Origin of the sequence: Pandoraea sp. LA3, from assembly GCF_022696215.1 — a bacterium.
GTDB classification, from domain to species: domain Bacteria; phylum Pseudomonadota; class Gammaproteobacteria; order Burkholderiales; family Burkholderiaceae; genus Pandoraea; species Pandoraea capi.
This window is the reverse complement of the sequence record NZ_PTPY01000035.1, coordinates 430,980-444,541: the sequence shown is the minus strand read 5'-3', so window position 1 is coordinate 444,541 and position 13,562 is coordinate 430,980. Positions and strand designations below refer to the sequence as shown.

The 13,562-nt window shown below is 65.2% G+C and carries 13 protein-coding genes; 5 read left to right on the top strand and 8 right to left on the bottom strand.

The window, feature by feature from the left end; all coding sequences use genetic code 11:
• The 4 genes from C5N93_RS17345 to C5N93_RS17330 all read right to left on the bottom strand — a co-directional run bounded on the left by C5N93_RS17345 (nt 1) and on the right by C5N93_RS17330 (nt 3,989).
• Nucleotides 1-816 (bottom strand): ABC transporter permease, encoded by an 816-nt coding sequence (locus C5N93_RS17345; RefSeq protein ID WP_069341289.1) that lies wholly within the window; start codon nt 814-816, stop codon nt 1-3.
• Between the two features lie 14 nt (nt 817-830).
• Nucleotides 831-1,655 (bottom strand): ABC transporter permease, encoded by an 825-nt coding sequence (locus C5N93_RS17340; protein WP_242560440.1) that lies wholly within the window; start codon nt 1,653-1,655, stop codon nt 831-833.
• Between the two features lie 110 nt (nt 1,656-1,765).
• The gene (locus tag C5N93_RS17335; RefSeq protein WP_242560262.1) at nt 1,766-2,875 is read right to left on the bottom strand and encodes an ABC transporter ATP-binding protein; all 1,110 of its coding nucleotides are present in this window, start codon (nt 2,873-2,875) and stop codon (nt 1,766-1,768) included.
• 49 nt (nt 2,876-2,924) lie between these two features.
• Nucleotides 2,925-3,989 (bottom strand): ABC transporter substrate-binding protein, encoded by a 1,065-nt coding sequence (locus C5N93_RS17330; protein ID WP_242560261.1) that lies wholly within the window; start codon nt 3,987-3,989, stop codon nt 2,925-2,927.
• A gap of 172 nt (nt 3,990-4,161) precedes the next feature.
• On the opposite strand from C5N93_RS17330, the gene C5N93_RS17325 reads away from it, so the two are divergent.
• Nucleotides 4,162-5,052 (top strand): LysR substrate-binding domain-containing protein, encoded by an 891-nt coding sequence (locus tag C5N93_RS17325; RefSeq protein WP_240493466.1) that lies wholly within the window; start codon nt 4,162-4,164, stop codon nt 5,050-5,052.
• A 12-nt stretch (nt 5,053-5,064) separates the two neighbouring features.
• Here the strand turns inward: C5N93_RS17325 and C5N93_RS17320 are convergent, their stop codons facing one another.
• The gene (locus C5N93_RS17320) at nt 5,065-5,961 is read right to left on the bottom strand and encodes a LysR family transcriptional regulator (RefSeq protein WP_242560260.1); all 897 of its coding nucleotides are present in this window, start codon (nt 5,959-5,961) and stop codon (nt 5,065-5,067) included.
• Nucleotides 5,962-6,239: 278 nt separating this feature from the next.
• Between C5N93_RS17320 and C5N93_RS17315 the strand changes: the two genes are divergently transcribed.
• From C5N93_RS17315 to C5N93_RS17300, 4 genes are all read left to right on the top strand, one after another.
• Nucleotides 6,240-7,502: an amidase gene (locus tag C5N93_RS17315; protein WP_242560259.1), complete on the top strand. Its 1,263-nt coding sequence runs from the start codon at nt 6,240-6,242 to the stop codon at nt 7,500-7,502.
• A 95-nt stretch (nt 7,503-7,597) separates the two neighbouring features.
• Nucleotides 7,598-8,950: a dicarboxylate/amino acid:cation symporter gene (locus C5N93_RS17310; protein ID WP_242560258.1), complete on the top strand. Its 1,353-nt coding sequence runs from the start codon at nt 7,598-7,600 to the stop codon at nt 8,948-8,950.
• Between the two features lie 168 nt (nt 8,951-9,118).
• A complete protein-coding gene (locus C5N93_RS17305; protein ID WP_242560257.1) occupies nt 9,119-9,859 on the top strand; it encodes a response regulator transcription factor in 741 nt (246 codons plus the stop codon).
• A 165-nt stretch (nt 9,860-10,024) separates the two neighbouring features.
• Complete coding sequence (locus C5N93_RS17300) at nt 10,025-10,450, top strand: cupin (RefSeq protein WP_242560256.1); 426 nt, start codon at nt 10,025-10,027, stop codon at nt 10,448-10,450.
• 164 nt (nt 10,451-10,614) lie between these two features.
• On the opposite strand, the gene C5N93_RS17295 is transcribed toward C5N93_RS17300, so the two are convergent.
• Genes C5N93_RS17295 through C5N93_RS17285 form a run of 3 tightly spaced genes read right to left on the bottom strand, consistent with a single transcriptional unit; the run spans nt 10,615 to nt 13,502 of the window.
• Nucleotides 10,615-11,814: a cytochrome P450 gene (locus C5N93_RS17295; protein WP_150722950.1), complete on the bottom strand. Its 1,200-nt coding sequence runs from the start codon at nt 11,812-11,814 to the stop codon at nt 10,615-10,617.
• Complete coding sequence (locus C5N93_RS17290; RefSeq protein ID WP_150722949.1) at nt 11,801-12,937, bottom strand: hypothetical protein; 1,137 nt, start codon at nt 12,935-12,937, stop codon at nt 11,801-11,803. Before C5N93_RS17290 ends, C5N93_RS17295 begins: the two co-directional genes overlap by 14 nt.
• A 7-nt stretch (nt 12,938-12,944) precedes the next feature.
• A complete protein-coding gene (locus C5N93_RS17285) occupies nt 12,945-13,502 on the bottom strand; it encodes an RNA polymerase sigma factor (protein ID WP_240493467.1) in 558 nt (185 codons plus the stop codon).
• Nucleotides 13,503-13,562: the final 60 nt, after the last annotated feature.

Genomic DNA, 13,562 nt, shown 5'->3' with positions numbered 1-13,562 from the left:
TTAGTGATTTCCAACCAGAACTTTGTTCAATCCGTAGATGCGATCGAGCACCAGCATCACGGCGAGCGTCAGGCCGATGAGCAGCGTCGAAATCGCCGCCACGCTCGGGTCTACCGTCTCGCTCATGTTCATGTAGATGCGCACCGGCAGCGTGATCGTCTCGGGCGACGTGACGAAGATCGTCGCCGTGAGTTCGTCGAAACTGTTGATGAACGCCAGCACCCAGCCGCCCGCCACACCCGGCAGGATCGCCGGCAGCGTGATCCGGCGGAAGGTCGTCCAGCGCCCCGCGCCGAGCGAGCGCGCCGCACGTTCGCCTTCATCCGCCTGACCGACGAGCGCCGCCATGATCAGACGCAGGGCATACGGGAAGATGAGCAACGCGTGACAGGCGACCAGACTTTCGAACGAGCCGCCCATGTCCAGCAGCGTGAACAGCCGCAGGAAGGCGATACCCAGCACCACCGGCGGAATCATCAGCGGCGAGAGCAGGAACGAGTTGATCGCGTCGCGCCCCGGAAAGCGATAGCGCGCGAGCCCCATCGCGGTGGGCACGGCCAGCACCGTCGACACCGTGGCGGACATCACGCCCAGCCAGAGGCTGGTGCGCAATGCCGACTGGAAGTCCTCGTCGCCCATGAGCGACTTGAACCAGCGCAACGAGAAGTGCTGCGTCGGAATCGAGAGGAAGTTGTCCGGCGTGAAGGCCACCAGACACACGACGACCAGCGGCGCCAGGATGAAGACGAGAAACACCCCATGGAACACGAGCGCACCGAAGCCGTTGCGATCGTACTGAGAATCTTGCGAAGACATGTGAGGGCCTCCCGTCAGCCGAGACGGCGCGTAAAGCGCTTCTCGAGTGCGCGGTTGTAACCGCTGATGATGAGCACGTTGACGATCAGCAGCACGATGGCGATCGCCGCGCCCAGCGGCCAGTTCAGCGTGCCGAGGAATTCGTCGTACGCCGTGGTCGCCACGACCTTCAGGCGACGTCCCCCGATCAGTGCCGGCGTGGCAAACGCGCTTGCCGTCAGGGCGAACACGATCAGGCTGCCGGAGAGAATGCCCGGCGTGATCTGCGGCAACACCACGCGCCACATCACCGTCGCGCGCCCCGCACCGAGCGAGCGTGCGGCATGAGCCACGGCCGGGTCGAGCCGCGTGAGCGACGTCCACACCGAGAGCACCATCAGCGGCACCAGCACATGCACCAGCGCCACCGTGACCGCGCCCATCGTGAACAGCATCTGCAACGGATGATCGACGAGACCGAGCTTCGTGAGCACCGTATTGATGAGCCCTTCACGGCCGAGCAGAATCGACCAGCCGAGCGTGCGCACGACGACCGAAATCAGCAGCGGACCGAGCACGAGCACCAGGCACAGCGAGCGCCACGGGTCACGCATGCGGAACAGGAAATACGCCTCGGGCACGCCGACGAGCACGCACAGCAGCGTGACGCCGACCGACAACAGCAACGTTCGCAGGAAGATCTCGTAGAAGTAGCTGTCCGTGACGATGTCGAGGTAATGCTGCAACGACACCGTCGGCAAAATGCCGCCCGAATTCGGATCGAAGCCATGCAGGCTCAGCACGAAGGTCAGGACGAGCGGGACCGCGAGCAAGACGAGGAAGTACAGCGTCGCCGGCATGACCAGCGTCCAGGCGGCACGCCGCTGGCTGGCGATCTCCGGGGAGACCGCCGTCGACGGCTTCGCCGCTTGCACGGCACTCGCGCCCGGTGGCGTGGACGTCGCGGCGTTCATGCGCTCTCCTGTACCAGACGCAGGGCGTCGTCGGCCCAGTCGAGCCCGACGGCGTCGCCGTCGTTGGCGGCGACCACGCCGTCGTTCGATACGAGCACGCGCAGATCGCCCAGCGCGGTCGACACGGTGAGCAGCCAGTGGTTGCCGTGGAAGCTGCGCTGTGCAACGCGCCCCGGCACGCGCCCGGCAGCGGCCGACGTCAGCCGGATTCGCTCAGGACGCAGACAGAACGTGACCGCAGCATTGGCTGCCTCCGCCGACGCGAGCCCCGCCTGCGCCGGCGACAGCACCAGCCGCAGGCCCTGCACTTCGAGCAACGCCACACCGCCGCGCACGTCGAGCTGACCGGTGATGAGATTGGTCTGCCCGATGAAGCTCGCCGCAAACGTGGCGCGCGGGTCTTCGTACACATCATGCGGCGTATCGATGCGCACCACACGCCCGGCGTTGAGCAACACCACGCGGTCGCTGATGGCGAGCGCTTCGGCCTGATCGTGCGTGACCATGATGGTGGTCGTGCCGACCTTGCGCTGAATCGCGCGCAACTCGTCCTGCATCTGCTCGCGCAGCTTGGCGTCGAGGTTCGAGAGCGGTTCGTCGAGCAACAGGACCGGCGGCGCGATGACCATCGCGCGCGCCAGTGCCACACGCTGACGCTGCCCGCCCGAGAGTTCGCGCGGATAGCGTTGTGCGTGCTGACCGAGGTGCACCAGCTCCAGCGCGTCCTTCACCCGGCGTTGCTTCTCGCCGGGATCGACGCGCCGCATGTCCAGACCGAACGCCACGTTCTGCGCCACGGTCATGTGCGGAAACAGCGCGTAGCTCTGGAAGACGATCCCGAGCCCGCGCTTTTCCGGCGGCACCGGCGTCAGATCGCGCCCTTCGAGCAGAATCCGGCCGGACGTCGGCGTCACGAAGCCAGCAATCATCTGCAACGTGGTCGTCTTGCCGCAGCCGGACGGCCCCAGCAAGGAGATGAACTCGCCCTGCGCGATCGAGAGATCGACGCCCTCGACGGCGACGGTGTCGCCGAAGCGTTTGCCGAGTTGTTCGACGCGCAGATACGGCGTCGTCGCGGGTGTGCTCGTGGGGGTGCGGGTGCTCATGACGCTTGTGTTCTCCAACGGACGCTCAAATGAAGGCTCGACCAACGACTCAACGCTCGATCTGACGATTCCAGCGCTGCGTCCAGTCGGCACGCTTGGCGTTCACCACGTCCCAGTCGACGCGCACGAGCTTGTCGATCTGCGCCGGCGACGGTACACGTGCAGCCACGGCCATCGACAGTTGCGTCTTCTTGTTCGACGGCGCGACGCCCTGGCTTTCCGCCAGCACGGCCTGCGTCTGCGGCGAGAGGATCATCTGGATGAACTTCTGCGCGAGCGCGTCGTTGGCCGACTTGTCGACCGCACACATACCCATGCCGAGCGCGACGGCGCCTTCCTTCGGATAGACGAATTCGACCGGAATGCCCTGCTGACGCAGCGCCTGCACGCGGCCGTTGCCCCACACGGCGATCGCAACTTCGTCGGCCTGGAACAGTTCGGCGATCTTGCCCGGCGACGGATCGAACGACAGCACGTTCGGCGCGATCTTCTCCATCTCCTTGAAGCCCGGATCGATGTTCGAGTCACTGCCGCCGTTGAGCTTCGACTCGACGAGCAAGGCATGCAGACCGTAGGTGTTCTTGATGCTCGGCATCACGAGCTTGCCCTTGTACTTCGGGTCCGACAGTTCCTTCCACGAGGTCGGCGCCGGCCAGCCCTTGGCCTGGAACAGACGCGTGTTGTAGGCGATACCCGTGGCGATCAGCCCGGCCGCCACGGCGTTACCGTTCTTGAACTTCGCGATGTCGTACAGATCCTGATAGACCGGCGCGTCGGCGAGCTTGCCGCAGAAGCCCATCTGTATGGCCTGATACATCGGACCGTCATCGAGGAAGACCACGTCCATACCGGCCTTGCCCTTTTGCGCCTGGAGCTTCGCGAGCGTCGTCGTCGAATCGCCCGGCACGATCACCACCTTGGTGCCCGGGTTGGCCCGTTCGAAGCCGGGAATGACGTCCTTCTTGAGCATCTGCTCGAACGACCCGCCATAGGCGCCGACGTACAGCGTGGTGTCGGCGTGCGCAGCGGTAGCGCCAAAAACGAGACCGGCAGCAGCGCAAACGACAGCGGTGCGACCTAGCTTGCGAAACGTTTGGGGAACGACAGTCTTCATCGGGAAGCTCCTTGCGTGATGCAGTGTTATGTGATGTTATGGCCCGGCATTACGAAAAAAAATCAAACTATTGCGTGGTTTTCGTAGGGTCATTTTCGACACACGCAGGGTCAAATCACATTTTTTTGCTCCGCCATACGTAAATGTTATGGCGCAGGGAGACGAGGCTTCGATGAAGATCCGGCAGTTGGAGGCATTTCGTGCGCTGATCCTGCGCCAGACGGTCACCCGCGCGGCGGACATGCTTCATATTTCGCAGCCGGCGGTCACGCGCCTGATCAACGATCTGGAAGCCGACGTAGGGTTTTCCTTATTCGACAGAAGCAACGGTCGGCTCAATCCGACGCCCGAGGCGATGGTCCTGTTCGAAGAGGTGGAGCGCTCGTTTGCGGGCATCGACCGCATTGCGCAGACGGCAGAGCAGATCAAGTCGTTACGGCGCGGCTCGCTGCACATCGCCGGGGCGCCCGCGCTCGCGCTGGAGTTCCTGCCGACGACGCTGACCGGCTTCATGCGGGAGCATCCGGGCATCAGCACGACGCTGCTGATTCATGCGTCGAGCATCGTGGTCGACATGGTGGTGGGCCGACGCTGCGACGTCGGTTTCATCGCGCACCCCCTCACGCATGCGGGCGTGGATGTAGAAACGCTGCATCGCGCCCCGATGCGGTGCATCCTGCCGCTCGGTCATCGGCTTGCGGATCGCGACGTGATCCGCCCGGAGGATCTGAGCGGCGAGTCGTTCATCTCCTATCCGAAGGAATTCGATAACCGGATGTACATCGACCGGCTCTTCGCGGAGCGGCAGATCGACCGGGTGATGAGCGCGGAGTCGCAGTTGTCGGCAGCCATCTGCGTGCTGGTGCAGCACGGGGCGGGCGTGGCGATCATCGATCAGGTCACGGCGCGCTACGCGGCCGGGCGCGTCATCGTCAAGCCCTTCGAGCCTGTGGTCATGTCGGGCTTTTCGCTGGTCACCTCGACTCAGCACCCGCCGTCGCGACTCGCACAGGCATTCGTCGACTATACGAAGCAGCGCATGATCGCGTTGCTCGACGACTGACGCGGCACTGACTCAGTCCGGTAGCGGCGCCCCGGTCAGCGTTTCGATGAAGGCACGCACGACGGGGTGCCGGGCGAGCGTTTCCGGTCTGACGCAAATGCGGTGATGTCGCTCGGCCCACGGCTCGTTGAATTCGATGACGGCCAGCCGCTCGCGATCCGCCGGCGCGATCACCGAAACCGGCACGATGCTCACGCCCACCCCAGCCGCGACCAGCCGCACGATGGCCGGATAGTCCGAGACTTGCACGCAGACGTCGAGCCGGGCACCCAGCGCGTCCGCCTGGTTCATCAGGTACGTATGCAACGCCGTACCGTTCGGCAGCGCGATGAAGGGCTCCTTGAGGCAATCGGCCAGACGCACACGTGTCTTGCGCGCCATGGTCTTTTGCGCGGCCGCGATAACGACGAAACGGTCCTCCCGATACGGCAGATACGTCAGATCGGGATGATCGGGCCCCAGCGCCACGATCCCCAGATCGGCCTGCCCGGCGGCGACCGCACCGCCAATCTCCGTCCCCAGTCGCTCTTCCATCGCGATACGCACACGCGGGTGCGTGCTCAGAAAGCGGGCGAGATCGTCGGGCAAGTGCGCGTGAATGGCGTTGTTGTTCGCGAAGAGCGTGATGTGCTGCGCCGCGCCCTGTGCGAACGGCAACAGATCCGCATGCATCTGCCCTAGTTGGGCGATACAGCGGCGCACGTGTTCGAGCACGACCACGCCCGCCCGCGTGAGCGTGACGCCGCGCGCCTGCCGTTCCAGCAAGGTCACGCCGAGCGTCTCCTCCAGCCCGCGAATGCGCAAGCTGACCGACGACGGGGCGAGGTGGCAGCGCCGGGCGCCACGCGACACATTGCCCTCCTCGGCTACCGCCAGAAAAACACGCAGGTCTTGCAGGTCGTAGTGCATTGCTTGTCTCGCGGATCGCTGAATCGGAAGGGTTTGAGGAGGTCGTGGCGTGAGGACATGAGGACATCGGCACGGCGAGGCAAAGCCCACCGTTCGTGTGTGCCGAACGCTCCGTTCGCCAATGCTCGCTTCTGTGTCGCCCCCTATTTTCCGATACTTCAAGGCATTCGGGCACGCGGTCTTCACCGGGCTCACGTGCCAATTCCGACATCTTCGAGATCTTCGATATTCGGGCTCTCACACCGCTCACACCCAACGCCCCTGCAGGAAGTCCCCCTATGCCGATCGCCTCTCTCGCCCGCCAGTCAACGCTGCTTCAACCCGGCCATGCCAATGCTTTCGTGGCGGAAGGGTTCGGTATCGCGCCTCACGTGGTGGCGTCGAGCGACGAACTTCGCGGCCTGCGTCTGGCCGTCAAGGATGTTTTCGACGTCGAAGGCCAACGCCTCGGTGCAGGCAACCCACTCTGGCTCGGGCAGCAGACGCCCGCCACCTCGACGGCACTGATCGTCGCCCGCTTGCTGGAAGCCGGCGCGCAATGGATCGGCAAGACAGTGACCGATGAGCTGGCCTTCAGCCTGCTCGGCATCAACACGCATTACGGCACCCCGGACAATGCCGCGAGCCCGGGACGCATCGTCGGTGGCTCGTCGTCCGGCTCGGCCGCCGCCGTCGCAGCAGGCTTCGCCGACATCGGTCTGGGTACCGACTGCGGCGGCTCCTGTCGCCTTCCCGCCAGTCATTGCGGCGTGTGGGGCATCCGCCCGACGCAAGGTCGCATTGCGGGGCGGGGCGGCTTCTCGCTCGCGCATAGCTTCGATACCGCCGGCTGGTTCACGCGAGACGCCGACACACTCGCCAGCGTCTTCACCGTGCTGACGGAAGAGGTCGTGCCGACCCTGAGGGACACGGCATCCACGCCGCTCAAGTGCCACATCGCGCTCGATGCGGTTGCCGATTGCACCCCGGCCGTGCGTGCCGCGCTACCGGATTTGCTGGCCCGGCTAGGTATGACGATGTCGCTGACGACGCTGTCCGAAGGCGAACTGCCGCTCGACGACTGGGCGAAGGCGCATCGATGGCTGCAAGGCGCTGAAATCTGGCAACAGCACGGGCACTGGGTCCGCGAGCACGGCCACTCGCTCGCCCCCGATGTCCTGCGGCGCTTTCTCGCAGGTGCTGCGGTCTCGCGTCAAGAGGTCTCTCGCGCGCAGCGCACGCGCGTACATGCGATGCAGCATCTGGCACGGGTGCTGGACGATCCCCACGCCGTGCTGATCTTCCCGACGTCGCCCGACACAGCCCCCGCCCGACATGCCACCCAAGACGCACTGGAAGCGCATCGCAGCCGAGCGCAGCGCCACCTATGCATCTCCGGACTGGCGGGACTGCCCGAAGTGAGCCTGCCCTGGCTACGCGTGGCCACCTCGGACGGCCCCGGCGGCGAGGCGCCCGTCGGCCTGTCCGTGGTCGGCGCCCGGGGCAACGACGCCCTCGTCATCGCGGCAGCCAGCCGGCTGGCGGACATCGGCCTGGCTTAACGCTGGGCCGTCCCGTATCCGCCTGCCCCAAAAGACAACCCGAGACCGCGTCGTCCCATGACCAGCGCGGCCACCCCGAATCTTCAGGAGACATCATGACCAAACCGTTGCATCGACAGTTGTATGTCCAGGTGCTCGCCGCCATCACGGCGGGCATCCTGCTAGGCCACTTCTGGCCCGCCCTCGCCATCGACATGAAGCCGCTGGGCGACGCTTTCATCAAACTCATCAAGATGATCATCGGGCCGGTCATCTTCTGTACGGTCGTGAGCGGCATTGCCGGTGTCGGCGACCTGAAGAAAATCGGCCGCGTCGGCGGCAAGGCGCTCATCTACTTCGAAGTGGTGTCCACGTTCGCGCTGGTGCTCGGACTGCTGGCCACACATCTGTTCCGCCCGGGTGCCGGACTCGACATCGATCCGGCCACGCTCGACAGCAAGGCCGTCGCGGCCTACGCGAACGTGGCGCATGAGCAAACCACCGTCGGGTTCCTCATGCACATCATTCCGGATACGCTCGTGTCGGCATTCGCTCGCGGCGAAATCCTGCAAATCCTGCTGGTGTCGATGCTCTTCGGGGTCGTGCTCGCGCACGGCGGCGAACGGGGACAGGTGTTCACACGCTTCGTCGACAGCGTCTCGCATGTCCTGTTCGGCATCGTGCACATGATCACGCGACTCGCGCCCATCGGCGCATTCGGCGCCATTGCATTCACCATCGGCAAGTACGGTGTAGGGTCGCTGCTACCGATGCTCAAGCTCATCGGCACGTTCTACCTGACCGCCGCCGTGTTCGTGATCGTGGTGCTCGGCGGCATCGCCCGCCTCATCGGCGTGAACATCTTCCGGCTGCTCGCCTACTTCAGGGAAGAGTTGCTGATCGTGCTGGGCACCAGTTCCGGCGAGCCGGTGCTGCCCTTGCTGCTGCGCAAGCTCGAACGGCTCGGTTGTGCCCGTCCGGTCGTCGGACTCGTGATTCCGACCGGCTACTCCTTCAATCTCGACGGCACCAATATCTATATGACGATGGGGGTGCTGTTCATCGCGCAGGCGACGAACATCGAATTGACGTGGGCGCAGCAACTGACGATTCTTGCCGTGGCGATGGTCACATCCAAGGGCGCGAGCGGCGTCACGGGGGCGGCGTTCGTTACCCTCGCCGCCACGCTCGCCGTCGTTCCCGGTGTGCCGGTAGCGGGTCTCGTGCTGATCCTCGGCATCAACCGCTTCATGAGCGAAGTCGTGGCGCTGACCAACGTCATCGGCAACACCGTGGCGACCCTTGCCATTGCCGCCTGGGAAGGCGAACTGGATCGCGACCGGTTGCATGCGGAACTGGCTGGTCATCGATTGACGACCGACCCGGACGCGGAAAATATCGCACCTGCGGCGGCATCGACGACCCACGCACCAAAGTTGGGCGCAGGATTATCGGAATCCGTCAACTAGCACCCCTATCAATTACGATAGGCTTTCAACAGGTCGATGCAAAATCCTCAAGTTTCTTTTGGCGGACTGAAGTGTTTTAAGCATGACAACGCGAAACCCGACAACTTCTCTTTCGGGCGCGCCAGATGCATGAAACAACGAATTCGAGTTCGGCAATAGGAGCATGAAGTGAAGTTTGCAGTTCTAACGTCAGACATCGGGCTCTACGACGCCATTCGCAACCGCCTCAGCGCCGACGGCGACTGTCAGCGATTCGACGACGCCGCCCAGTATCTTGTGGCTGCCTCGCGCATTCCGTATTCGGCGGTACTCGTCGATGCGGCGCTCGGCCCTCTGGACTTGCAGGGCGTGCTCGCCCGCCGTCGAGGCACGCGCAGTGCCGGTGCACCGGTCATCGGTTTCGGCACGCCCTCGTGGATGCTCGACCTGTCGTTTCGCGCCGGGTGCGACGACGTGCTGCCGTTCCCCGTCGACGTGGCAGAGTTGCAGATCCGCCTGGCCACGACACTCCACCGACGCGCCACAGCCAACGCCGCACGCAGCGATGACCTGCTGGAAGTCGGGGCCTACCAGCTCGACCGGGGCCGCGACACCGTTGCAGTGAACGGCATCGAAGTGGAGCTCACGGCGCGCGAGTTCGCGCTCGCCTGGCTGCTGTTCTCGGCGCCGGACATGCGCGTGAGCCGTGCCCGCATCGCGTCGCTGATCTGGCGCAGCGACGAAGCGGCCGCCGCGCGCAGCATCGAACAGCACGTCTATCTCCTGCGCAATCGCCTCGGTCTGCGCGGCGAACACGGTCTCGTGCTGCGTGCAGTGTACGGCGGGGGCTACTGCCTTGGCGCGCGCCCGCGCCGGATCACGCGTGCCGCGCCGCGCGTGCAAGCCTTGCCTGAAGCCCCGCGCGATTGATATGCTCTCGCCCGGCCGCACGGCCCACGCTCGCGGCCGCCGGGAGCAGGCCCGGGCGCACGCACGACAATAGAGACAACAGAGACGACGACAATGCTGCAACGCAGTTCCCATCGAACCCGCCGCCCTTATCAATCCAATCGGTCCCTGGCGGCCGCCGCGTTGATGACGCTCGCCCTGTGCGCGGGCGGCGCCGTCGCGCAACCGCTGCACCCCATCAAGGTCAACAAGCAGGAGTTGGCGGGGCCGGTGTTCGAGCGCGCCGATGCCGTGCACGAGAATGAAGACGGCAACGATACCGTCGACGTAACCACCTTCACCTCGCCCGACAAGGCTTTCCAGACCGGCGTGTTCAAGTCCGGTCCGGTGCGCGAGGAGATTCGTTCCGCCCCGGGCTATCCGTACACCGAATTGCTCGTCTTTCTCACCGGCGGTGCGAAGTTCACGTCAAGCGACGGCACGGTCGTCGAGGCGGGCCCCGGTGAAGCCGTCACGCTCCCCAAGGGCTGGACCGGCGTGTTCGAGTCCAAGGGCTACACCAAGCTCTATGCCGTGTACGACACCGACGCACCTTCGCATATCGGGCAGTAAGACCGTAAGAGAGTGAGCCCCGGACATTCCGGGCAGACCGCGTGAGCGCCTGAGCGTGCTCCCGCCAAAACGAATCGGCCCGTCACGCTTTGTCGTGACGGGCCGATTTGCATTGCAGCCGGGTCAGAGACGACGCGACGCCACGCGGCGTCGCGGTCGACCGCTCAGTAGTTCGCCATCAGCGACGCCACGCCGCGCAGACTGTGACGACGATGCCAGCGCAGGTCATCGAGCCCGGTGATTTCCAGCTTCGGGAAGCTGCCGAGCAGCTTGTCGAGCGCGATTTGCAGCGTCGCCGTCGCGAGCCGCGCGCCGAGACAGTGGTGAATGCCGGCGCTGAACGAGATCAGTCGACCGTGATTCTCGCGGCGGATGTCGAAGCGATCCGGGTCCTCGAATCTGGCCGGATCCCGGTTGGCCGCGCCCAGCAGCATGAACACCGTCGTGCCGGTCTCGATGGCGACATCCCCAACGCGCACCGGCGAGAGCGCCGTGCGGGCCACCATCTGCACCGAACTATCGAAGCGCATCGCCTCGACCACGGCCGCCTGCGTGAGCGACGGATCGCTGCGCAGCGCCTGCCATTGGGCCGGATCGCGGTAGAGGTGAATCAGCGCGTTGCCGAGCATGTTCGACGTGGTTTCATGGCCCGCAACGAACAGCAGCAACATGTTCGCGACGATCTCCTCGTCGGACAGACCGCCCTCGCCGCTCGTCGCCACGATCAGCGCGGAGAGCAGGTCGTCGCCCGGCGCCCGGCGGCGCACGCGCAACAGCCGGTCGAAATACGATTCGAGCGTGACGGCGCCCTTGTTGGCCTGTGCCAGCCCGGCTTCGTCGAGCGGCGCCAGATCGAACGCGCGCACCAGCGCCGCGGCGCTTTCGCCGAGGACCTGACCGTCTTCGATGGGCACGTCGAGCATGCGGCAGATGATGCGCAACGGCAGCGGCGTGCAGTAAGACGACATGAGATCGACCGGCCCCGTCGCGGGCATCGCCTCGATGAGACGGGCGGCCTGCTCGTGCATGTCGTTCGACAGGTCTTCGATACGCCGCGCATTGAACGAATGCATCAACAGCGTGCGCAAACGCGTGTGCTCCGGCGGGTTCGCCATCAGGAACATGCGGCTGATCGCGCGAAACACCGGCTGCTCAGTCGCGAGCGGGCCGTACCGGGCGATCACGCTCGGCATGTAGGCCTTGCCCATGCGGCGATCGTGCAGCAGCGCTTCGATCAGATCGTAGCGCCCCGTCATCATCAGCGAGGGGCCGATCGGGACCAGATCGCCAGCCTGGCGCAAACGTTCGTAGACGGGATAGGGATTGTCGAAAAATGCGGGGGAAGAAAAATCAACGAGATTCATAAGTCGGAGAAAGGGGGGAGTCTGCCATCACATCGGTGAACGGCTGCAAGACACCACCGGCTTGCAGACCCGGCGGCGTAGCGCCACCGTCGTAGAGCACCGGCACGACGTCGTTGGCGAGCGCCCGGGCGATCGGCAGGAGATCGCTCGACCCGGAGGGAGCGACCAAAGCGAACATCTGCCCATCGCGACGCCACGTCACCGTGTCCATGGGGGGAATGACCTGTGCGGAAGGCCCGTGATCCAGACGCGTGTCCTTGACGACATACAGCGCCACCGGCGGTCCCTCGCGCGGCAGATAGGCAATCTGCACGACGGCCCGGCCGTCGAACTGCAACCGTTGCAGGCGCTTGAACTCCATGTTCGCGCGACGCAGATCGGGCACGATCAGCGGGATGTCGTCGCGATGACGGATCGCACGCACCGTGGCAATCGCCTCGGCCGGCTCGTCGTCGAGCGGGTCGAGCGTCGCACGGGCAATCAGCGTCTGATAAGACACGAACGCCCGCACCCACGGCTCGTACGAGCCATGCCACACGTTGGGGGCTTCCGGCGGCGACGCCACGACACTGTCGACGTCCAGATTACCGGCGGCCACCATGGCCCGGGCGAGCGGCAACGGAGTCGGTGCCGGCCCGTCGGTCAGGAAGCGCGCGCCCGCGCTGGCCACGAGTACGGCAAACGCCATCGCACCGGCCGAGAAGCCACCGATCTGCCACCAGATAGCGCCCGGGCGCCGACGCGCGCTCGCCCCGCTGCGCTCGCCGCCGTTGCGGTCGCGATCGAGCGAGCTGCGACGTGGGACTGCACTGCGGCTGCGCACGTGCACGCGATGCCGCGCACGCGCGAAGCGCGCGTCGTTGGCACTGGCCACATGGGAGGGAACATCGAGCGTCGTGCGTCCGCGCACCAGCGTGCGCAACGTCGACACGAGTTCGGGCGGTACCGGTTCGGAAAAACAGTCGTCATACGCGGCGCGAAACGGCAGATCGGACGCGCGCAACGCCGCCACACGCGCCGCGAGGGCGGGCGAGCGGGCAATGGCAGCTTCGACCTTCGCGTTCACATCGTCGCTCAGGCTGCCATCCACGTAAGACAGGAGGGTCTGGTCGGTGATCACCATTACGTCATTACGTGGGGGTTTCACCCACGCCAACGCCGCTGCGCCGGCGCGGCGCGACATCGAACTGCACGCCGAGGCGCTGACGGGCGGCGGACAGGCGACCCATGACGGTCGCGACCGGGACATCAAGAATCTGCGCGGCCTCGCGGTAGCTGAAGCCTTCGACGGCCACGAGCAACAACGCCACACGCTGCGGCGTGGGCAAGCGCTCGACGGCGTCCACGATCTGACGGTGCCCCACGTGCTCGTCCGGCAATCCCGACACGGAGTCGGCAATGTTTTCGAGCAGCGCGTCGTCCCAGGCCACACCGCCGCGATTGCGCACGTTGCGCGCACGCAGTTCGTTGAGCCAGAGGGAATGGACGATGGAATAGAGCCAGTTCAGCGGCGCACTGTCGGGCCGCAGTTGGGCGTCGGCGCGCTCCAGTGCACGCACGCAGGCGCGTTGCACGAGATCTTCGGCGTCATGACGATCGCCGGTCAGCCGCAGCGCGAACGTCCACAGCTTCGGCAGCATGGGGAGCAGCAAACGTGCAAACCCCGAATCGTGCTCGAACTGCATCATGTTCACTCACCACCACGGCAACAGGCCGAAAGATTCGCATTATTCACAAGTCGGTGTATC